Consider the following 20,161-nt stretch of genomic DNA (forward strand, 5'->3'; position numbering starts at 1 on the left):
GTCACTTCTTGGAGACCCGCACCAGCTTCTTGTTGACGAATTCGTCCATTCCCCACGGACCGAGTTCCCGCCCGACGCCGGAGCGCTTGACGCCGCCGAACGGCAACCCGGGAAGCGTGGTGCCGTGCTCGTTGACGAAGGCCATGCCGACGTCGAGCCGGTCGGCGACCTCCCGTGCCCCGTCGAGGTCGGTGCTCCACACCGAACCGCTGAGACCGTAGGAGGAGGAGTTGGCGAGTTCCACGGCTTCGTCGGCGGTGGCGACCTTGTAGACGACGCCGACCGGTCCGAACAGTTCCTCGCTGTACGCCCGCATCTCGGGGGTCACGTCGACGAGCAGGGTCGGTTCGACGTACGAGCCGGGGCCGTCGATCTTCTTCCCGCCGGCGAGGAGCGTCGCGCCCTTGGCGACGGCGTCCTCGATCTGCTCGATCAGCGAATCCGCGGCACTCTGCGAGGACAGCGGCCCGAGGACGGTCTTCGCGTCGAGCGGATCGCCGGTCGGGGTGGCCTTGAAGGACTCGGCGAGCTTCGCGACGAACTCGTCGTAGTTCGGCTCGGTCACGATGAAACGTTTGGGAGAGTTGCAGGCCTGGCCCGCGTTGGACAGGCGGGCACGGGTCGCGGTCTTGACCGTGGCGTCCATATCGTCGGTGTCGAGGACGACGAACACGTCGGACCCGCCGAGTTCGAGCACCACTTTCTTGAGGTTGCGGCCCGCCGTCTCGGCGACGCTGGTCCCGGCCCGCTCGCTGCCGGTGAGCGAGACACCCTGGACACGCGGATCCGCGATCATGTCGGCGATCTGCTCGTTGGTGGCGAACACGTTGATGTACGCGTCCTCCGGGAGACCGGCCTGCCGGAAGATCTCCTCCATCAGCAGTGCCGACTGCGGACAGTTCGGGGCGTGCTTGAGCAGCACGGTGTTGCCGAGCATGAGGTTCGGCGCCGCGAAGCGGGCGACCTGGTAGTACGGGTAGTTCCACGGCATCACGCCGACGAGCGCACCGATCGGCCTGCGGTAGACCACGGATTCGTCCGCACCCGGCACGTCGAGCCGTTCCGCCTCGAGCAGCGCGGGGCCGTTGTCCGCGTAGTAGCGGTAGATCGCCGACGAGAGCTGGACTTCGCCCTTGGCCTCCCGGACGGGTTTGCCCATCTCGAGGGCGATCATCCGCGCCAGTTCGTCTTCGCGCTCCGCGTAGAGATCGGCGGTTCGGCCCAGAATCCGGGCGCGTTCCTCGGCGGCGGTCGTCCGCCAGTCGAGATATCCGTTGTGGGCGCGGGAGAGCGCCGACTCCACTCCTGCATCGTCCAAGGTCGTGAATTCCCGGACGGTTTCACCGGTCGCGGGATTGACAGTCTTGTACTTCGCCATACTCCGGGCAACCACGAGACGGCCTCTCGAATTCCCCACCGGTTTCGATCCGCTGGTCAGGCCGCCCGGGACTCGCGAAAGTCCTGCCCGACCACAACCGCCGCGTAGTGACCCAGCAACTCGTCGCAGATCGCAGGCCACGTGCGGTGCAGCACCGACTGCCGGGCGGCCTCACCGAAGCGGGCGCGCATGCGGCGGTCGCGCAGTGCGTCGACGGCGCTCGGCAGCAGTTCGCCGAACCGGTCGACCGGAAGCAGGTAGCCGTTGCGGCAGTGCGCGACCAGATCCCGCGGTCCCCCGGCATCCGGTCCGATCACCGGCACCCCGCTGGACAGCGCCTCCTGCACCGCCTGGCAGAACGTCTCGTGCTCGCCGGGGTGGACGAAGACGTCCAGGCTCGCGTAGGCCTCCGCGAGCTCCACACCGCCGAGCTGTCCGGTGAACACCGCGTCGGGCATCAACCGGTGCAGGCGGGCCCGCTCCGGACCGTCGCCGACGATCACCAGCCGCACCCGCTGGTCGCCGGCGAGTGCGGCGAGCCGCTCGACGTGTTTCTCGGGCGCGAGCCTGCCAACGAATCCGACGACCAGCCGATCCGAGCCGCCCAGCCAGGAGTCCCGCAGACCGGTGCTGCGACGCGACGGTGCGAATCGAGTGGTCTCCACGCCGCGCGCCCAGCGATAGACCCTCGGAATCCGCTGCTCGGCGAGCGCCTCGACCGCCGACGTGGACGGCGCGAGAGTGCGCGTGCAGCCCCGGTGGATGCGACGCGTCCAGGCCCACGCCGCGCGACTGGTGATGCCGAGGCCGTAGCTCTCGGCGAATCCCGCCACGTCCGTCTGGTACACCGCGACCGTGGGGACGTCGAGCCGGTGCGCCGCACCCAGCCCGCCCGCACCGAGGAGGAACGGTGACGCCAGATGCACGACGTCGGGGTCGAACGCCCGCAGCGCGGAGGTGAGTCCGGGCTGCGGCAGACCCACCGGGAGCGAACTGACCTTCGGCACCATCACCGCAGGCACCCGGTAGACGGGTACGCCGCCGTGTTCGGTCGGCGCGGACGTCTGCGATCCGACCGTGTCCGGGGCGACGACCATCGCCTGGTGTCCGGTGCGCTGCAAATGGTCGAGAACCCGCAGCACCGAGTTGGTCACACCGTTCATGTTGGGCAGGAACGATTCCGCGACGATGGCTACTCTCACGCGCTCAGCGTGGCAGTGCTCGTGGTCACAGCAGCGAGATCGACGTGACCGTCGCGCGAAGTTCCGGGAAACTCAGGATGACACTGCCGGCTGGGCCTCCGCCGAACTCTCCCGCCGCCGCAGGTACCAGATCACCGGTCCCGCGATCAGCCAGGTCACGACGATCAGCGAACCGGCGGGGACGACGGCGACGCTGGCGTCGCGCCCGGACACCCGCACCAGGTCGGGGTCGCTGCGCGCGTACTCGACGTCGATGCGCTGCCCCACCGTGAGCTTCGTCGGGTACAGCACGCCCAGTTCGGGATTGTGCGTCACCCCGTCAGGGGTGACGAAGCTGATGGCCGACCGCAGCGAGCCCGCCGACAGCACCTCCGCCGTGGCCACGCCCCGGTCGGATTGGATGGTGTGGTCGTTGCGCCAGGCGGCCAGCACGAGGAGCACGGCCAGGACCGAGATGCCGATCGCCGCCACCAGCACCCCCCACCGGACGCGCCGCGACACCCGCGCATTCACAGTTGGGCCCGCACCGCGGCGTGCAGTTCGCGCAGCCCGGAACGTTCGGTGGTCACCTCGAGCACCCGGATTCCGCGGTCGCCGGGCGCGTCGGGCGCGCTCAGCCGCGTCGACAGCTCACCCAGACCCACCAGGTGATGCTCCACCCGGTAGGCGGCACAGAGTGCGGCGAGATCCATCCCGTGCGGAGTACCGAAGACCCGCTCGAACACCCCCGCGTACTGGGGGTCGCCCTGTTCGAGCAATTCGAAGATGCCGCCACCGTCGTCGTTGGCCACCACGATCGTCAGGTCGCGGGGCCGCGGTTCCCCGCTGCCGATGAGCAGCCCGGACGCGTCGTGCAGGAACGTGAGGTCGCCGAGCAGGGCGACCGTGCGCCCCTCCGCGTAGGCGAGCGCCGCTCCGACGGCCGCGGACACGGTGCCGTCGATGCCGGCGACGCCCCGATTGGACAGCACCCGGATCTTCGGCGCCGGATAGCTCACGAGCGCCGCATCGCGGACGGGGTTGGACGCCCCGAGCAGCAACTGGTCACCGTCGGACAGCGCGTCCATCACGGCGGCGGCGACGTGCAGTCCCGTCGCCTTCGGGTGGGCGGCCAGTTGGGCGCGGACCGCCTTGTCGGTGTGTTCGGACAGCGTGCGGCACCGGTTGATCCAGGCCCGGTCGGGTTCACCGGTCACCACCGCGCGGGTTCCGGTGGCCAGCACGTTGCCGGACACGTCGGGCCAGCGGGGGCCGGTGGTGAGCGCGTAGACGGCCACCGCCGGATCGGCGAGGACCTTCGACACGGACCGGTGGAGGGTGGGGCGTCCGGTGATGACGGCCTGCCGCGGTTTGAGCTGCGGCAACGCCATCGGATGCACCGGGATGCCGTGCAGCGGCGCGGTCGGCTCGGCGACCGTCGGCAGTCCGGCGAGTTCCGGCCGCAGCGCGGACCCGTGCCCGGAGATCACGATGGTGTCGGGGGTGAGGTCGAGGTCCATCGGCACGTCGAGCGTCGCGTGCTGGGTGGTGGTCCACGCCGCCCCACCCGGTCGTCCCTGCGGGACCGGGCCCTGCGCGTGGACGTCGGGGACGAGCGGTTCCCGGAGCGGGATGTCGAAGTGCACGGGACCGGCGTTCCCCGACCGGGTGCCGCGGGCCGCAGCGAGGACCCGGCACACAGCCGAACGCCACTGGCTGTTCTGCCCGGCATCGTCCTCGGCCAGGCCCAGGCTGATGGTCGCGCGCACCTGGCTGCCGAACAGACCGAGCTGCTCGATGGTCTGGTTGGCGCCCGTGCCGAGCATCTCGTACGGGCGGTTGGCGCTGAGCACCACGAGCGGCACCCGGGCGTAGTTCGCCTCGAGGACCGCGGGTCCGAGATTGGCGACGGCGGTGCCGGACGTCATGACGATCGGGACGGGACGCTTGCCGGCCACGGCCAGGCCGAGCGCGAGGAATCCCGCGGTGCGTTCGTCGATGCGCATGTGCAGACGGAGCCGGCCCTCGAGGTCGGCGGCCTGCAGGGCGAACGCCAGCGGCGCGTTGCGCGAACCCGGGCAGAGCACGACCTCGCGTACGCCCCCGCGGACCAGTTCGTCGACGACCGCGGTGGCTTGTGCAGTGGACGGGTTCACGACATCAAGAGTGTCAGATCCTCCGGCACCCCCGTCCGGCGACCTCGCCGGGTGAGTTCACGGCCACATCGCGGGCGCTGACACCATGAACGCATGCGCACAGTCTTCGATCCCGCCGAACTTCCCCCACACCGCATGTATCAGGTGCTGACCGCCTCGATCGTGCCCCGGCCGATCGCGTGGGTGTCCACCGTCTCGGCGGACGGGGTGGCCAACCTGGCCCCGTACAGCTTCTTCTCGGTGTCCAGCACCCACCCGCCGGTGGTGCAGTTCACGTCGGTGACCCGCAAGGACAGCCTCCGCAACATCGAGGCGACGGGAGAGTTCGTGATCAACGTGGCGACCGAGCCGCTGATTTCGACGGTCAACGCCAGTTCCGCCACGTTCGACAGCGAGGTCGACGAGTTCGCCGCGCTGGGCATCGACACCGAACTCAGTGAGCGGGTCCGTCCTGTGCGGGTCGCGGGTTCGCCGGTCGCCATCGAGTGCACCCTGCACCAGGTGATACCTGTCGGTGATTCGTTCGTGGTGATGGGCGACGTCGTGACGGTTGCGGTGCGGCCCGAGGCGCTCGCCGACGACGGACTTCCGGACTTCGCGGAACTCGCCCCGCTCAGCCGGCTCGGCCGCAACGAGTGGGGTCTGCCGCCGAAGGTCGTGAGGCTCGACCGACCGCATCGCCCCGCCTAAACGGATCGATTGGTTAGGCTTACCTGACAAATCGCACCGCTACCGGGGGAGTAACCGACGCCATGGCTAAACGCAGCAAGTTCGTCAAACCTCAGAGTCGCCGGATCGCGTCCGCACGCGTCGTCGCGGGCAAGCAGATAAGCCCGAACTTCGTCCGCGTCACCATCGCGGGCGAGGAACTCGACTCCGTCAGCCCGATGGGGTTCGACCAGTGGTTCCGGATGTTCATCCCCCAGCGGGGACAGAGCATGCTGCGGCTTCCGACCAGCGCGAGCAACCTCTGGTACGCGCAGTACAAGCTGATGCCCAAGGACACCCGGCCGGTCGTGCGCAACTACACGATCCGCGAGATCCGGGTGGCGGGATCGGGAACGTTCGGCGACAGCACCGAGATCGACATCGACTTCGCCTCGCACGGCGACCTCGGTCCCGCATCGGCGTGGGCCAATTCGGCCGCGGCCGGTGACGAGGTGGCGATCCTCGACGAGGGCCTGATCTACAACCCGACGCCGGACGCCGAGTGGCAGCTGCTGGTCGGTGACGAGAGCGCGCTTCCCGCCATCGTCGGGATCCTGCGATCGGCTCCGCGGGACCTGCGGGCCGAAGTCTTCGTCGAGATCCCCGATGTCGAAGACGCTCAGGAAGTTTCGGTGGGTGACGGCGTGAACGTGCACTGGCTGGTGCGCGAGGACGCCGATGCCCGTCCGGGAGTGCTCGCGCTCGACACCGTGAAACAGGCGGAGCTGCCGACCGGGCCGTCCTACACGTTCGTGGCCGGCGAGAGCGAGCTGACGACGGCGATGCGACGCCACCTCGTGAACGAGCGCCGCATCCCGAAGTCCGACATCTCGTTCACCGGTTACTGGCGCCACGGCCACGCTGCCAACTGACCACAGGTGAGTGGCCCAGCACGCCGGGGCGCGCCGGGCCACTCACCGGGGTTCTCAGTTGGCGTGCTTCTGAACGAGGGCGCCCAGACGCGGAAGTGCCTCGATCACATTCTTCTTCGCCGACGGACGCAGCGACGAGTACACCTTCTTGACAGCACCGCGGTCGCTGCCCTCGATGCGCTCGTCGGTCACACCGAGGAGCGAGTCCGCGACCTCGTCGCCACGCGCGACCAGGTACTCGGAGAATCCGGCCTCACCGCTGGCGGTGAATGCCTGCCAGTACGGCTCGAGCTTGGTGACGAATGCCGGCAGCAGGCCCTCGATGGCGTCCGGCACGATCGACGGTCCCACCTTCTTGACCGCGCCGTATCCACCCTTGAGTGCCAGTCCCGAGGCCCCCGACTTGTCCGAAACCTCCGCGTCGATGAGAGCCTGGACGTCTGCGATGACCGCAGGAACGCGCGACTCGTCGAGCAGGGTTTCGTTCAGAGCTGCAACCACTTTCAATGCCTCCGTATTGACTGAGCGATCAGGTCCGGCAGACACTATACGAAAAACCGGACTCCGCGTTGTTCGAGCAGGCCATGGCACCGGCGGGCCCGCTCGATCCACCAGCGTGAACGCTCCGCGGACGCGGCGAGAGCCGTGACGCGTTCGACGTCGGGTGCCACCGCGTCGACGGTGAGTTCGCCGCCGACGGGTTCGCGGGGGCGGGCCACGTCCGCCTCGAAGAGTCCCCCGGTACCCAGACCGCAGGCGAACCGCAATTCGGGGAGCGCGGCGGCAGCGGCGACACCGGCGGCGATACCGACAGCGGTGTCCAGGGCGCTCGACACGACCACCGGCACACCGTACGAAGACAACTCGTCCACGAGCGACAGCAGCCGCCGCATTCCCCCGAGCGGGGCGACCTTCACGACGGCCACGTCGGCACCGCCGGCCCGCACGACCTTCAGCGGATCCTCGGCGCGCCGGATGCTCTCGTCGGCGGCCACCCGGACGTCGGGCATCCGCCTGCGGACCTCCACCAGCTCGGGCACGCTCGCGCACGGCTGCTCGGCGTATTCGAGCGGACCGTCGACGGTCAGGGCCCGCAGCGCGGTCTCGGCCTCGTCGACCGACCACCCCCCGTTCGCGTCGACGCGCACGTTCGCAACGAGTGCGCGGACCGCCCGCACCCGCGCGACGTCGTCGTCAAGCGTCTGACCACGTTCGGCCACTTTCACTTTCGCGGTCCGGGCACCGGGGTAACGCTCGAGCACGGCGGGCACCCGGGCGGCGTCGACGGCGGGGACGGTGGCGTTGATCGGCACTCGCGTTCGTACCGCGGGCGGCGGCCCGAGCCAGGCGTCCTCGATCGCCGACTGCAACCAGTGCGCCGCCTCGTCGTCCGCGTACTCGGGGAACGGCGCGAACTCGCCCCACCCCGCGGGACCGCGCAGCAGTAACGCTTCTCGCGTCGTGATGCCGCGGAACCGCACGCGCATGGGCAGACTCACCACGACGGCATCGGCCAGGACCTCCTCCAGGGAGGGCAGGGACGTCACGACGTCAGGGCTGCCCGGGCAGCAACTGGAGCATGAGAGCCTCGCAGTCGGCGAGCAACGTGTCGTCCTGCATCAACCGTGCGGTGATGAACGTCTTGCGACCCTCCACGCGGTCGACGCTGCCCTCGACGGTCAGCCGCGTGTCGAGCGGAGTGATCGCGCGGTAGTTCACGTGCAGGTAGGCGGTGCGGCTGATGGGCCGCCCGTACGCGTGGACGATCATGCCCATCAGGTCGTCGAACAGCAGCGGCAGCGTGCCGCCGTGCGCGGCACCGTTGCCCCCGAGGTGATAGCGCCGGAACATGCCCGCACTGCGCACCCCCTCGGGTCCGAACTTCTCGATGTTCCACGGCGGCATGAGGAGACTCCCCCGGCCCGGCAACTCGATCGTGCGGCCCGCCGGCGACCGCCCCTCGGGAACGACGTGCGGTCCGAGCAGTTCGGCCAGCTTCTCCACCTGGTCCGCGGCCTGCGCGAGCACGTCGTCCGGGGCGTCGACCGACACCGCGAGGTCCTGCAAGGTGCGCATTCCCTCGACGAACCGCGGCCAGTCCGGACCGGGCGTCACCGGCTCGTACTTGGGGAACCCGCCGTGGTGCTCGTACTCGTCGTCGCCCTTGCCGTCGAGACGGGTGACGTCGGCAGCCTGTTCGCTCATACCTGCACGGTAAACCCGGGCAAACTCGTGCGCGCGCGGACACCCGCCAACCGCACCCGATAACCTCGGAGCCGTGACTTTCAACCCGCAGCACTGGCGACCGGTTCCCGGTTTCGAGAACCTGACCGACATCACCTACCACCGGCATGTCACCCAGGGAATCGTCCGGGTGGCGTTCGACCGTCCCGAAGTGCGCAACGCCTTCCGCCCGCACACCGTCGACGAGTTGTACCAGGCGCTCGACCACGCCCGGATGACGTCCGACGTGGGCGCCGTGTTGCTCACCGGCAACGGTCCGAGCCCCAAGGACGAGGGGTGGGCGTTCTGCTCCGGCGGCGACCAGCGCATCCGCGGACGCAGCGGATACCAGTATGCGGAAGGCGAAACCGCGGACACCGTCGACAAGGCCCGCGCCGGACGTCTCCACATCCTCGAGGTCCAGCGGCTGATCCGGTTCATGCCGAAGGTCGTCATCTGCCTCGTCAACGGCTGGGCCGCGGGCGGCGGTCACAGCCTGCACGTGGTCTGCGACCTGACCCTCGCCAGCCGCGAACACGCCCGTTTCAAGCAGACCGACGCCGACGTCGGCAGCTTCGACGGCGGGTACGGCAGCGCCTACCTCGCCAAGATGGTCGGCCAGAAGTTCGCCCGCGAGATCTTCTTCCTCGGTGAGACGTACACCGCGGAGGAGATGCACCAGATGGGCGCCGTCAACAAGGTCGTCGACCACGCCGAACTCGAGGACGTCGCGATCGACTGGGCCACCAAGATCAACGGCAAGTCCCCGCAGGCCCAGCGCATGCTCAAGTACGCGTTCAACCTGCAGGACGACGGCCTCGTCGGTCAGCAACTGTTCGCCGGCGAGGCAACCCGCATGGCGTACATGACCGACGAAGCCGTCGAGGGCCGCGACTCCTTCCTCGAAAAGCGCGAACCGGACTGGAAGCCGTACCCCTGGTACTTCTGAGATCCCCTACGTGTACTCGACCGCCATGCGGTCGATGGTGCCGTTGAACGGGAACGGCGCCCGGTCGTAGTAGTCCAGCGACACCGGGGAACCGAGGCAGGTGCCGACGTCGAGACAGTCGTTGGCGGTAAACAGCAACGGCACGCTCACCGGCACCTGCCCCTCCCCGACGACACTGCCGTCGACGCAGAGCTTCACGTTCAGCGGGCCACCGGGCCGCGTCTCGACGAACTCCGTGACCACCTGCACCGTGCGGGTGCCCGGCGCGATCGGCACGGTCGCGCGAATCTTGGTGCGCATCAGGATGAACAGGTTGTACTCGTAACAGAGGAAGCCGTCGTCGACGAAGCACGTGAGTCCGCCGGCGTTGCTCCCCAGCGCGTAGAGCACTCCGCTCGGGTTCTCCGGTGCCGTGAGTTCGAGGGTGACCCGGTTGTTCTTGTTGCCCAGCGCGGGAGCACAGAACTCGGGCATCCGGATCGTGTCGCCGGAGAACTCCCAGCTCGTGTACGGCGTCGTGATCCGCTGCTCGGGATGCAATGCGACGACCCACAGCCCGCCACCGACGGGAAGCACATTGTTCTTCGCGGCCTCGATCACGAACAGTTCCCGCAGTTGCGCCAGCTTCTTCGGATGCTGCGCCGCGAGATCCCGATTCTGGGTCCAGTCCTCGTCCAGGTTGTAAAGCTCCCAGACGTCGTCGTCGGGGCTCCAGTCGCGGATGCCACCCGGGAGGCCCGCCGCCCACGGTGCGCGTGGCCCGAACGCGGACGCCATCCAGCCGTCGTGGTAGATCGCCCGGCTGCCCATGATCTCGAAGTACTGGGTGGGCTTTCCCCCGGCCGCCCCGGGTTCGACGAGTGTCTGCGCGAAGCTGGCGCCGTCCACCGGATCCTGCGGAACACCGTTCACCGTCCGCGGTGGGGTGATCCCGATGATGTCGTACAGAGTCGGCACCACGTCGTTGCAGTGCAGGAATTGCGTGCGGGGTGCCGGGTCCGGTGTCACCTTCGCCGGCCACCGGGCCACCATCGGGTTGCGGGTGCCACCGAGGTGGGAGGCCAGCAGCTTCATCCCCTTGTACGGTGCGCTGCCCGCCCACGCCCAGCCCGCGTGGTACATGTTGTCGGTCTTCGGCGACCCCAGGACGTCCAGACCACCCAGTTGCTCGAGGGCCGCGATGTGCTGCGCCGGCGTGGTCGGAATGCCGTTCTGCGCCAGCAGTTCACTGATCGTGCCGTTCTGACCCTCGCCGGACGAGCCGTTGTCGCCCCAGATGTACAGGACCAGGGTGTCGTCCCGGTAGCCGAGACGGTCCAGTTCGTCGAACAGCCTGCCCACCTGGACGTCACAGTGCTCGGCGTACCCGGCCGCCACCTCCATCAGCCGGCGCTGGAACGGTTTCTCGTCGTCGGGAATGTCGTCCCACGCGGCCATCGTCGGGTCGCGGTCCGTCAGCTCCGCTTCGGGGGGAATCCAGCCCTTCTCCTTCGCCCTCGTGAAGACCCGCTCTCGGTAGGCATCCCAGCCGTCGTCGAACTTCCCGGCGTACTTGTCGGCCCACGGCTTCATGATGTGGTGCGGTCCGTGCAGACAGCCGCTGGCCCAGTACATGAAGAACGGCTTGTCGGCCTCGAACGCCTTGTGCCTGCGCAGCCAGCCGATGGCGTCGTCCGCGAGATCCTCACTGAGGTGGTAGCCCTGCTCCGGCGTCTTCGGAGGCAGCACCACCGTCGTGTTGCGCACCAGGTTCGGCTCGTACTGGGACGCCTCGCCGGCGAGGAAACCGTAGAAGTACTCGAACCCGAGACCCGTCGGCCAGTTGTCGAACGGACCGGCGGCGGTGGTCTCCTCGGCAGGGGTGTTGTGCCATTTCCCGAATGCGGCAGTGCTGTATCCGTAGTGGCGCAGCACCTCGGGCCCCGTCGCACTCGACCGCGGGATGTGGCCGGAGTAGCCGTCCCAGTCGTTGGCCAGCTCGGCGATCTGCCCGTTCCCGACGCGATGATGGTTGCGTCCGGTCAGCAGCGACGCGCGGGTCGGCGAACACATTGCGGTCGTATGGAATCGGTTGTACCCGATGCCGTCCTGCAACATCGCGTCGAGCGTCGGGGTGTTCACCTCACCGCCGAGGCCACTCGGCAGACCGGGCCCGGCGTCGTCGATGAGGACGATCAGAATGTTCGGGGCGTCGTCGGAAAGCCGCCGCTTCTTCGGAAGTGGGCTGTACACCGACTCCTGCATGGTCCGGCCGGCGATGCTCCCCGACGGCGTCGGCGGGAACGGTAACGATTCGCCACCCGGTATCGGCTCGCCTGTCACGCTCGAAGTCATGGTCCCGTCCCCTCGTCGTCGGAAGCTGTCGATCCAGTCCAGCACCGGGCGGTCGCGGGCGAGTACACCCGCGGAGGGTGAAATACGCGGACGGATTCGTCGCGTAGGCAGGAGAGGGCACGCGACGTCTCCGATTCGGGCACACTGACCCCCATGAGCATCGACCGCGAGCTCCCCGCACCGGAACACCGTCGTCCGCCCGGAGTCGGTGACGACACCGTCGCCGCGCTCGGGAAGTTGTCGGAGGCCCTCGAAACGGTCGAGCGTGCCCGCGGGCACCTCTACTCGTTCCATCAGCTGATCGGGCACGCCGACCTTCAGCTCGGCGAGGCCGTCGACGCGCTGCGGGACGCGGGTCACCCTGACGTCGCGGACCGCGTGGAGACCGAACTCGTGGGTCGCAACGTCGTCGAGGGCCGGTGGACGTTCCAGCTCGTCGAAGAGTTCGACGATCACTACTGGACGCCGCTGCGCGAGCACGAGCGGGGCGCACGTCACGAACTCGCCGACGGACGACGGCACCTGTTCGAGGCGGAGATGAAGGAAGATCGACGCACACACGGCCGGACGGGACACGAAGCCCGGCCCGGCGAAGGAGGGTGACGGGTGGAGATCCTCAGCAGCAGGACGATTCTGCGGCCGCGCGACTACACGACGACACTGGGCTTCTACCGTGACATCCTCGGGCTCGCCACCGCCCGCGAATACCCCGGGGGCACGGTGTTCTTCGCCGGTCAGGGTCTGATCGAGGTTGCCGCGCACGGCGGAACCGGTGAGTCGTCCTCCTTCGACGGCGCCCTGTGGCTGCAGGTTCGCGACCTCACCGCGGTCCAGACCGAGCTTGTTCTCGCCGGGGTGAAGATCGACCGCGAGGCCCGGCAGGAACCGTGGGGGCTGTTCGAGATGTGGATCGCGGACCCCGACGGAATCCCGATCGTTCTGGTGCAGATTCCGGAGGATCACCCCATCCGCCGCGACTCCCGTCCGAAGGGTGAGAACTGACGGGAAGCCATACGCAGGAGTGATCCTGGACACCGGACGTCAGCTGTACATTTTCGGTTGAAATCCGCACAATCTGGGTGTGACCGCAGAGCTCGTAGTTCTCCTGGTGGTGGTCGTCACCGCCCTCGCTTTCGATTTCACGAACGGCTTTCACGACACCGGCAATGCAATGGCCACCTCGATCGCGACGGGAGCTCTGCGACCCAAGGCGGCTGTCGCGCTCTCCGCATCGTTGAATCTGGTCGGCGCGTTCCTGTCCGTGGAGGTTGCGGCGACAGTTGCCAAGGGCGTGGTGAATCTGGGAGAAGTGGGCGGCGAGGATCTGCTGCTCATCGTGTTCGCCGGCCTGGTCGGCGGCATCATCTGGAATCTGGCGACGTGGCTGCTGGGCCTGCCGTCGAGTTCGTCCCACGCGCTGTTCGGCGGACTGATCGGTGCGGCCATCGCATCCATCGGCATGAGCGGTGTCGAGTGGGGCGGCGTGCTCAGCAAGGTCGTCGTGCCCGCCGTCCTCGCCCCCGTGGTCGCAGCACTGGTCGCCACCGCGGGCACCAAGCTGGTCTACCGGATCACCTCCGGCGTGCCGGAGGACACCAAGGAACACGGGTTCCGCATCGGTCAGATCGGTTCCGCGTCCCTGGTGTCGCTGGCCCACGGAACCAACGACGCCCAGAAGACGATGGGCGTGATCTTCCTCGCACTCGTCGCGCACGGGTCCCTGTCCGCCGAGGACGAGATGCCGTTCTGGGTGAAGCTCAGCTGTGCGATCGCCATCGCGCTCGGCACCTACCTCGGCGGCTGGCGCATCATCCGCACGCTCGGTAAGGGACTCGTCGAGATCGCCGCTCCCCAGGGCATGGCCGCGGAGTCTTCGTCCGCCGCCATCATCCTGACGTCCAGCCACCTCGGACTGCCGCTGTCCACCACGCACGTCGCGACCGGCTCCATCCTCGGCACCGGCCTCGGCCGCACGGGCGCCGAGGTCCGCTGGGGCATCGCCGGACGCATGGCCGTCGCGTGGCTGGTCACCCTGCCGTCCGCGGCGATCGTGGGAGCCGTGTGCTGGGTCATCGCCCACATGATCGGCGGTCTGCCCGGTGTTCTCGTCGTGTTCGCCGCCCTGATCGTGCTCGCCGGGTTCATGTATCTGCGCTCCCGGCTGCAGCCGGTGACGTCCGGCAACGTCAACGCCGAATGGGAGTCGGGCGAGACCGACGTTCCCGCCGAACCCATCGAACCGGGCGTGGCCGAGACCGCGGACTCCGCCGGTCCCGCCACGAACCGCTGAGGGGCCCGCCATGACACTGCTGACCACCACCATCCACTCGCTCTGGCAGGTCATCTTCGTCGGACTGCTGTTCGGCGCGGGCCTCCCCGCAATCTTCGCGCTCGGACTCCGGTCGCTCGGCGGCACGGACACCGGTGAGGGAGTCTCGCAGCCGACCTTCGCAGGCCGGATCGGCGCCTGGGCCTGCTTCGCCGTGGTGCTGATCGCGATCATCACTGGGATACTTCTCTTGATGCAGGGCTTTTTGGCCAGCAGCTTCGGTATCCACATCTTCTGAGCGGCGACCGCGAGTCCCGTTCCATCGACGAAAGAGGCCGAACGCGTGCCCAAGAATTCACTTCGCTCCGTGCTCGACTGGCTACGCGCCGGGTACCCCGAGGGAATCCCGGCGAAGGACCATTTCGCGTTGCTGGCCGTGCTGCGTCGCCGTCTCACCGACGAGGAGATCGAACAGGTCGTCGCGCTGTCCATCGAGACGGCCCACGAGACACCCGAACGCCACGTCGACTACGACAACATCCGCCGTCTCATCAGCGAGATCACCCACGAGGAACCGTCCGAGGAGGACGTTGCCCGGGTGACGGCGAACCTCGAGGCCGGAGGGTGGCCGGTCGGACCCGATGCCGAATGCGGCGACGGCTCCGGCGACACGGAAGAAACCCGCGACGCAGGCTAGCCATGAGCCTTCCACCGTTTCTCTCCTCCATCATCGGCTGGCTGCGAGCCGGCTACCCGAACGGCGTGCCCGAGCAGGACTACATTCCGTTGTTCGCGCTGCTCACCCGCCGTCTGTCGGAAGACGAGGTGGACGCCGTCGCCGACGCCCTCGTCGAGGAGGGCGACCTGCCCATCGAGAAGACCGACATCCAGGTGCTCATCACCAAGGTCACCGACGAGTTGCCGCTGGAGTCGGACGTAGACCGGGTGCGCAGCAACCTCGCCGCAGGCGGCTGGCCGCTGGCCGGGCCTGCCCAGTGAGCGAACTGCAGGTCCTGCCCGTCCCGTCGGGCGTCGGGGTTCTCGGCATCCTGCCGCAACTGTCGGCGATCCTCGACGGAACCGCCCCGGCCGCCCTCCCCGTCCCCGCCGCGGACGAGCGGGAGACCCGCCGACTGACGGACGCGTTGCGCCCCGGGGAGCCGATCGACGACGATGTCGCCCTCGTGGTCGCGACGTCCGGCACGACGGGAGTGCCGAAGGGGGCCATGCTGTCCGCGGCCGCCCTCCGCGCCAGCGGTGACGCGACGCACGCGCGGCTCGGCGGTCCGGGCTCCTGGCTGCTGGCCCTTCCCGCCCACCACATCGCGGGTATGCAGGTATTGCTGCGCAGTGTCCTCGCCGGCACCGAGCCGGTGGTGATCGACGTGACCGACGGCTTCGACCCCGGTGCGCTGCCTGCCGCTGTCGCGTCGATGAGCGGTCCCCGCCGCTACACCTCGCTCGTTCCGACCCAGCTGGTCAAGGCCCTCGACCATCCCGACGCCGTGGCCTCGCTCGCCGCACTCGACACCGTCCTCCTCGGCGGAGCCGCGACCCCCGCCCCCGTCCTGCGTCGCGCCGTCGACGCCGGCATCACCGTCGTCCGTACGTACGGAATGAGCGAGACGTGCGGTGGATGCGTGTACGACGGCGTTCCCCTCGACGGCACCCGGGTGCGGATCGACGGTGACGGCCGCGTCCTCCTCGGCGGGCCCATGCTCGCAGCCGGTTACCGCGGACTCCCGGACCATCCGGCGTTCGCCGAACCCGGCTGGTTCCGCACCGACGACGCCGGCGCCGTCACCGACGGCGTCCTCGGCATCTCCGGGAGACTCGACGAGGCCATCTCCACCGGCGGTCTCACCGTCGTCCCGCAAGTGGTCGAGGCGGCTCTCGTCGCGCACCCCGCCGTCCGGGAATGCGCGGTGATCGGCCTCCCCGACGAGCGACTGGGGCGCCGCGTCACCGCCGTCGTCGTCGCCGAGCGCGGCACCGAACCGACACTCGCCGAACTCCGCTCCTTCGTCGAACGCACCCTCGACCCCACCGCCGCCCCACGCGAACTGCACCTCGTCGACACCCTCCCCCTCAGAGGTCCGGGGAAGATCGACCGGCGCGCACTGGAATCGCGATTCGGCTAGCGAGTCCTCCCGTCTGCGAAGACATTGGCCAGATGCGCCCGCAATTTCCGCGCGTCTGGCCAAAATCCACGCGGATGCTGTTGTCCACAAGTCGAGCTCTATCCACAGGCTCCGCCGAAATCCCAGGTGAGCGAACCGATCACCACTGCGGGGTGGGGCACGATGTCGCCATGAGCGACGACGTGATCTTCCGACGCAGAGCCTTGGCCGACGGTTTCACCGACTCCGAGATCCGGCATGCACGCGATTCCGGGCGTCTCGTGCGAATCGCGGCGGGTGCGTACGTTTCCGACGAGCACTTCGCCGCACTCGATGCGCCTGCGCTGCATCGGGCCCGCATTGCGGCGGCCCTGCAGTCGCGCCCACCCGGCGTCGTGGTGAGCCACACCTCTGCGGCACTGCTGCACGGCATGGACCTCGGCGACCTTCCATTGGAACGGGTGCATCTGACGAGGAACCACGCCTCCGGTGGTGGCCGAACCACGGGAGTCCACGTCCACGCCACACCGTTGGACGCGTCCGACGTCGTCACCCTGGGCGGGCTGGCGGTCACCTCCCCCGCCCGGACTGTGGTCGACACCGCACGCATCTCGACGTTCGACCAAGCCGTCGTCATCGGCGATTCGGCGCTGCATCGTCGACTCGTCTCGCTCGACGAGATTCTGGACGAGGTCGGCCGGGCGGGACCTCGCAAGGGCATCGCGACGGCGCGGCGGGCAGCGAGTTTCCTCGACGGTCGCAGCGAGAGCCCTGGGGAATCGCTGAGCCGCATCCGGATCCGCCAGCACGACCTGCCGTCTCCCGAACTCCAGCACGTCCTCCACGACGGCACCGGTGTCTTCCTCGGCAGAGTCGATTTCTTCTGGAGAGAATTCGGCGTGGTCGGGGAGTTCGACGGTATGGGGAAATACGGCGTCGACGGTGGCCAGGCGGCAGTGGCGGTCCACCGCGAGAAGCTCCGGGAGGACGCGATCCGCGACGCCGGGTACGAGGTCGTCCGGTGGACATGGCGCGACCTGTTCGACTTCGCTGCCGTCAAGGCGCGCTTCGACAGGGCTTGCGCGCGTGCCGGGCACCGGCGCTGACAGACGTTTGCTGAGACATTCGCCGGATTCCGGCGCAATTGCCCCTGATTCCGACCGATGTCTGTGAATCCGCCCGACGACAGCGCCCGCAAGACCGTGCAAGAGGCGTGCAAGCCCGATGCAAGTGGTGGACTGCATCGTCTACGGCATGAACCTCACTGCAACTCCCCCAGCCATCGAGGCCGATGGGCTCGTGAAGCTCTTCGGCCGTCAGCGCGCCGTCGACGGCGTGAGCCTGTCCGTCCCGACCGGGTCGGTGTACGGAGTGCTCGGCCCGAACGGCGCCGGTAACACCACGACGGTGCGGATGCTTGCGACGCTGTTGCGTCCGGACGGCGGCGAGGCCCGCATCTTCGGCCACGACGTGGTGCGCGAACCGAATGCGGTGCGCTCGCTGGTCGGTGTCACGGGCCAGTACGCGTCCGTCGACGAGGACCTGTCGGCGGTCGAGAATTTGGTGCTCTTCGCCCGGTTGCTCGGCCTGAGCCGAGGTGATGCCCGCCGCAAGTGCACGGAACTGCTCGAGGAGTTCGACCTCACCGAGGCTGCGACGAAGCCGCTCAAGAATTTCTCGGGCGGCATGCGTCGACGTCTGGACTTGGCGGCCAGCCTGATCGCCCATCCTCCGCTGTTGTTCCTCGACGAGCCGACGACGGGTCTGGACCCTCGGACGCGCGCCCAGATGTGGGACACCATCCGCAGGCTGGTCGCGGACGGGTCGACGGTGCTGCTCACCACGCAGTACCTCGACGAGGCGGATCAGCTGGCCGATCGGATCGCCGTCATCGACCGCGGAAAGGTGATCGCGGACGGCACGGCCGACGAGTTGAAGGCGTCCGTGGGTATCTCCTCGCTGCAGGTGACGCTGGTCGATCGCGGACAGACCGACGACGCGCGTTCGGTGATCGCCCACACCCTCGGTGTGGAGGTCGCGATCACGCCGGAGATCGGCCGCCTCACCGCGCCGATGACCGATCCGTCGCTCACCGTCGAACTCCTGATCCGACTGCGAGACCACGGGATCGCCGTCGACGAGATCACCGTCCAGAAGCCGAGTCTCGACGAGGTCTTCCTCACCATCACCGGCCACGGGGCAGACGCCACCGAGGCCGACACCGAACGGAGCGTCGCATGACCACCACCCTCGAATCCCGCGCTCACGCGGGCCCCCAACCGATTCCGGAAGCCCGGAACCGGATCAGCCTCGAGCAGTCCGTCGCGAACACGCTGACCATGGCGTACCGGGGACTGCTCAAGATCAAGCACAATCCGGAGCAACTGTTCGACGTCGTCGTCCAGCCGATCATCTTCACGTTGATGTTCACGTACATCTTCGGTGGCGCCATCTCCGGCGACGTGGCGTCGTATCTGCCGATCATCATCCCGGGCATCCTGGTCCAGACGGTGATCACCACGTCGATCGTGACGGGCACCCAGTTGCGGGAAGACATGGACAAGGGCGTCTTCGACCGCTTCAAGTCCCTGCCGATCGCCCGCATCGCGCCGCTGTCCGGTGCGCTCCTCGCCGACGTCGTGCGGTACGGCATCGCCACGACCATCACGTTCGCCGTCGGTATCGCGATGGGGTACCGGCCCGGCGGCGGTGTCGTCGGAGTGGTGTCTGCCGGCGCGCTCGTCATCGTCTGCGCCTTCTCGATCAGCTGGATCTTCGCCCTGATGGGTGTTCTGATGAGCAAAGCGTCGTCGGTGCAGGGCATTTCGATGCTCATCCTGTTCCCGCTGACGTTCATGTCCAACGCGTTCGTGCCCGCCGACACGATGCCGGGCTGGATGCAGGCGTTCGTGAACGTCAACCCTGTGTCGCACGTCGTGACCGCGGTGCGTGAACTCGTCAACGACGGCCACTTCGGTGTCCACGTCGTGTGGTCGCTGCTCGGCGCCGCCGTGATCGTCGCGATCATGGCACCGCTGACGGTCCGGACGTACATGCGTAAGGCCTGACACCCGAAGAACGAAGCGAGCCGGTGGACGCGGGGTCCACCGGCTCGCTTCGCCTATTTCTCCAGTTCGGGGGCGTCCGCCTGTAACTCCCCCACCTCGGTCTTGAGGATCCGCATGGAACGTCCCAGGCCGCGGGCGGCGTCCGGTAGTTTCTTTGACCCGAACAGCACCACGAGCACGACCGCGATGATCGCCCAGTGGCTCGGGCTCAGCGCCCCCACTACTGGGGCTCCTCACCGTCGGGGTACACGGCGTCCACCTCGACCTCGACGAGCCAGCCGGCCGCGGGCAGACTCGCGACCTCGAGCGCGAACCGGCTGGGACGCGCGGAGTTCCGTTCCATCGGCGCGGCCGGCTCCGCGGTGCCGAGCGGGACCAGTTCGGTGTCACCGGTCTCGAGGTTGGTGTTCGCGAAGAACTGCCGGTAGGCGCGGTTCCAGCCGGCGTAGTCGGCGCGGTCGGTGCCGGGGGCGTTGTCGAGGAACACCCGCATGGTCACGACGTCCGCGAGCGTCAGTCCCTGTGCCTCGAGATTGTCGCGAATCCGCTTCAGCGCGTTGATGCCCTGCGCTTCGGTGAGCGTGACTCCGGCCGGGAGTGCGCCGCCCGTGAACACGTCGGTGTCGATGTACGACTCGGGGGTGCCCTCGGGTGCGGCCTGGTTGGAAGCGCCGGGACCGACGCCACTCGACTTGTAGACGGCGGTGCCGCCACCGATGGCCACACCCTGCGCGATCATCGGATTCGCCTCGCCGGCTTCGAGAACGGACTTCGAGACGAACGTGCTGCCGGGCGCTTCCGCTGCCGCCTCCTCGGAGGAGCACGACGTCGCCCCGGCGATCAGAGCGGATGCGGCGAGCGCGGCGGTCACGGCCTTGGTACGAAAAGACTTCACAGTTCACG

23 protein-coding genes are annotated in these 20,161 nt (G+C 68.4%); 13 read left to right on the top strand and 10 right to left on the bottom strand.

Translation table 11 applies throughout. From position 1 onward, the window contains the following. Position 1: 1 nt before the first annotated feature. The 4 genes from FND50_RS28130 to menD all read right to left on the bottom strand — a co-directional run bounded on the left by FND50_RS28130 (position 2) and on the right by menD (position 4,715). Entirely contained in the window at positions 2-1,378 is a 1,377-nt protein-coding gene (locus tag FND50_RS28130) for an NAD-dependent succinate-semialdehyde dehydrogenase (RefSeq protein ID WP_144287877.1), read from the bottom strand. 56 nt (positions 1,379-1,434) lie between these two features. Beyond that, positions 1,435-2,580 carry a glycosyltransferase family 1 protein gene (locus FND50_RS28135; RefSeq protein ID WP_144287878.1) on the bottom strand — a complete coding sequence of 382 codons (1,146 nt, stop codon included), beginning with the start codon at positions 2,578-2,580 and terminating at the stop codon, positions 1,435-1,437. Between the two features lie 72 nt (positions 2,581-2,652). Continuing rightward, entirely contained in the window at positions 2,653-3,093 is a 441-nt protein-coding gene (locus FND50_RS28140; protein ID WP_144287879.1) for a DUF3592 domain-containing protein, read from the bottom strand. Then, positions 3,090-4,715 carry a 2-succinyl-5-enolpyruvyl-6-hydroxy-3-cyclohexene-1-carboxylic-acid synthase gene (gene menD / locus FND50_RS28145; protein WP_144287880.1) on the bottom strand — a complete coding sequence of 542 codons (1,626 nt, stop codon included), beginning with the start codon at positions 4,713-4,715 and terminating at the stop codon, positions 3,090-3,092. The genes FND50_RS28140 and menD overlap by 4 nt, the downstream gene beginning before the upstream one ends. 93 nt (positions 4,716-4,808) lie before the next feature. On the opposite strand from menD, the gene FND50_RS28150 reads away from it, so the two are divergent. Next, positions 4,809-5,405, top strand: a complete 597-nt coding sequence (locus tag FND50_RS28150) for a flavin reductase family protein (protein WP_144287881.1) — start codon at positions 4,809-4,811, stop codon at positions 5,403-5,405. 62 nt (positions 5,406-5,467) lie between these two features. Continuing rightward, positions 5,468-6,295 (top strand): siderophore-interacting protein, encoded by an 828-nt coding sequence (locus FND50_RS28155; RefSeq protein WP_144287882.1) that lies wholly within the window; start codon positions 5,468-5,470, stop codon positions 6,293-6,295. A 54-nt stretch (positions 6,296-6,349) separates the two neighbouring features. Here FND50_RS28155 and FND50_RS28160 read toward each other — a convergent pair whose 3' ends face one another. The 3 genes from FND50_RS28160 to FND50_RS28170 are packed head-to-tail and all read right to left on the bottom strand — an operon-like array spanning position 6,350 to position 8,500. Next, a complete protein-coding gene (locus FND50_RS28160) occupies positions 6,350-6,796 on the bottom strand; it encodes a DUF6918 family protein (RefSeq protein ID WP_005258295.1) in 447 nt (148 codons plus the stop codon). A gap of 44 nt (positions 6,797-6,840) precedes the next feature. After that, entirely contained in the window at positions 6,841-7,842 is a 1,002-nt protein-coding gene (locus tag FND50_RS28165) for an o-succinylbenzoate synthase (protein WP_144287883.1), read from the bottom strand. Positions 7,843-7,846: 4 nt separating this feature from the next. Continuing rightward, positions 7,847-8,500, bottom strand: a complete 654-nt coding sequence (locus FND50_RS28170; protein ID WP_005258299.1) for a PaaI family thioesterase — start codon at positions 8,498-8,500, stop codon at positions 7,847-7,849. A gap of 73 nt (positions 8,501-8,573) precedes the next feature. Between FND50_RS28170 and FND50_RS28175 the strand changes: the two genes are divergently transcribed. Further along, entirely contained in the window at positions 8,574-9,467 is an 894-nt protein-coding gene (locus FND50_RS28175; RefSeq protein ID WP_005252069.1) for a 1,4-dihydroxy-2-naphthoyl-CoA synthase, read from the top strand. 6 nt (positions 9,468-9,473) lie between these two features. Here the strand turns inward: FND50_RS28175 and FND50_RS28180 are convergent, their stop codons facing one another. Further along, a complete protein-coding gene (locus FND50_RS28180; RefSeq protein ID WP_144287884.1) occupies positions 9,474-11,801 on the bottom strand; it encodes an arylsulfatase in 2,328 nt (775 codons plus the stop codon). Positions 11,802-11,954: 153 nt separating this feature from the next. On the opposite strand from FND50_RS28180, the gene FND50_RS28185 reads away from it, so the two are divergent. The 10 genes from FND50_RS28185 to FND50_RS28230 all read left to right on the top strand — a co-directional run bounded on the left by FND50_RS28185 (position 11,955) and on the right by FND50_RS28230 (position 19,258). Further along, the gene (locus FND50_RS28185; RefSeq protein ID WP_144287885.1) at positions 11,955-12,404 is read left to right on the top strand and encodes a hypothetical protein; all 450 of its coding nucleotides are present in this window, start codon (positions 11,955-11,957) and stop codon (positions 12,402-12,404) included. Positions 12,405-12,407: 3 nt separating this feature from the next. Then, a complete protein-coding gene (locus FND50_RS28190; RefSeq protein WP_005258305.1) occupies positions 12,408-12,803 on the top strand; it encodes a VOC family protein in 396 nt (131 codons plus the stop codon). A 79-nt stretch (positions 12,804-12,882) separates the two neighbouring features. After that, entirely contained in the window at positions 12,883-14,091 is a 1,209-nt protein-coding gene (locus FND50_RS28195; protein WP_005564456.1) for an inorganic phosphate transporter, read from the top strand. A 10-nt stretch (positions 14,092-14,101) separates the two neighbouring features. After that, a complete protein-coding gene (locus FND50_RS28200; RefSeq protein ID WP_144287886.1) occupies positions 14,102-14,368 on the top strand; it encodes a hypothetical protein in 267 nt (88 codons plus the stop codon). A 45-nt stretch (positions 14,369-14,413) separates the two neighbouring features. Next, positions 14,414-14,767 (top strand): DUF3349 domain-containing protein, encoded by a 354-nt coding sequence (locus FND50_RS28205; RefSeq protein WP_005258309.1) that lies wholly within the window; start codon positions 14,414-14,416, stop codon positions 14,765-14,767. Between the two features lie 2 nt (positions 14,768-14,769). Next, a complete protein-coding gene (locus FND50_RS28210) occupies positions 14,770-15,069 on the top strand; it encodes a DUF3349 domain-containing protein (protein ID WP_005252058.1) in 300 nt (99 codons plus the stop codon). Beyond that, complete coding sequence (menE, locus tag FND50_RS28215) at positions 15,066-16,211, top strand: o-succinylbenzoate--CoA ligase (protein ID WP_144287887.1); 1,146 nt, start codon at positions 15,066-15,068, stop codon at positions 16,209-16,211. The genes FND50_RS28210 and menE overlap by 4 nt, the downstream gene beginning before the upstream one ends. Positions 16,212-16,381: 170 nt before the next feature. Then, positions 16,382-17,296 (top strand): hypothetical protein, encoded by a 915-nt coding sequence (locus FND50_RS28220; protein ID WP_144287888.1) that lies wholly within the window; start codon positions 16,382-16,384, stop codon positions 17,294-17,296. A 148-nt stretch (positions 17,297-17,444) separates the two neighbouring features. Continuing rightward, positions 17,445-18,431: an ATP-binding cassette domain-containing protein gene (locus tag FND50_RS28225; protein WP_144287889.1), complete on the top strand. Its 987-nt coding sequence runs from the start codon at positions 17,445-17,447 to the stop codon at positions 18,429-18,431. After that, positions 18,428-19,258 (top strand): ABC transporter permease, encoded by an 831-nt coding sequence (locus FND50_RS28230; protein ID WP_005252052.1) that lies wholly within the window; start codon positions 18,428-18,430, stop codon positions 19,256-19,258. Before FND50_RS28225 ends, FND50_RS28230 begins: the two co-directional genes overlap by 4 nt. Before the next feature lie 53 nt (positions 19,259-19,311). Here the strand turns inward: FND50_RS28230 and tatA are convergent, their stop codons facing one another. Both tatA and FND50_RS28240 read right to left on the bottom strand, forming a co-directional pair. Further along, a complete protein-coding gene (gene tatA, locus FND50_RS28235) occupies positions 19,312-19,479 on the bottom strand; it encodes a Sec-independent protein translocase subunit TatA (protein WP_005252050.1) in 168 nt (55 codons plus the stop codon). Then, positions 19,479-20,153 (bottom strand): Rid family hydrolase, encoded by a 675-nt coding sequence (locus tag FND50_RS28240; protein ID WP_144287890.1) that lies wholly within the window; start codon positions 20,151-20,153, stop codon positions 19,479-19,481. The genes tatA and FND50_RS28240 overlap by 1 nt, the downstream gene beginning before the upstream one ends. Between the last annotated feature and the right edge of the window lie 8 nt (positions 20,154-20,161).

The sequence above is a fragment of the Rhodococcus sp. WB9 genome (assembly GCF_007558985.1).
Classification (GTDB): Bacteria; Actinomycetota; Actinomycetes; order Mycobacteriales; family Mycobacteriaceae; genus Rhodococcus_F; species Rhodococcus_F opacus.

Excerpts from the sequence above, each read along its gene's own strand:
- FND50_RS28180 (WP_144287884.1), bottom strand. The coding sequence starts at position 11,801 with ATGACTTCGAGCGTGACAGGCGAGCCGATACCGGGTGGCGAATCGTTA.
- FND50_RS28225 (WP_144287889.1), top strand. The coding sequence starts at position 17,445 with ATGAACCTCACTGCAACTCCCCCAGCCATCGAGGCCGATGGGCTCGTG.
- FND50_RS28220 (WP_144287888.1), top strand. The coding sequence starts at position 16,382 with ATGAGCGACGACGTGATCTTCCGACGCAGAGCCTTGGCCGACGGTTTC.
- FND50_RS28150 (WP_144287881.1), top strand. The coding sequence starts at position 4,809 with ATGCGCACAGTCTTCGATCCCGCCGAACTTCCCCCACACCGCATGTAT.
- FND50_RS28200 (WP_144287886.1), top strand. The coding sequence starts at position 14,102 with ATGACACTGCTGACCACCACCATCCACTCGCTCTGGCAGGTCATCTTC.
- FND50_RS28210 (WP_005252058.1), top strand. The coding sequence starts at position 14,770 with ATGAGCCTTCCACCGTTTCTCTCCTCCATCATCGGCTGGCTGCGAGCC.
- FND50_RS28230 (WP_005252052.1), top strand. The coding sequence starts at position 18,428 with ATGACCACCACCCTCGAATCCCGCGCTCACGCGGGCCCCCAACCGATT.
- FND50_RS28130 (WP_144287877.1), bottom strand. The coding sequence starts at position 1,378 with ATGGCGAAGTACAAGACTGTCAATCCCGCGACCGGTGAAACCGTCCGG.
- FND50_RS28185 (WP_144287885.1), top strand. The coding sequence starts at position 11,955 with ATGAGCATCGACCGCGAGCTCCCCGCACCGGAACACCGTCGTCCGCCC.
- FND50_RS28170 (WP_005258299.1), bottom strand. The coding sequence starts at position 8,500 with ATGAGCGAACAGGCTGCCGACGTCACCCGTCTCGACGGCAAGGGCGAC.
- FND50_RS28155 (WP_144287882.1), top strand. The coding sequence starts at position 5,468 with ATGGCTAAACGCAGCAAGTTCGTCAAACCTCAGAGTCGCCGGATCGCG.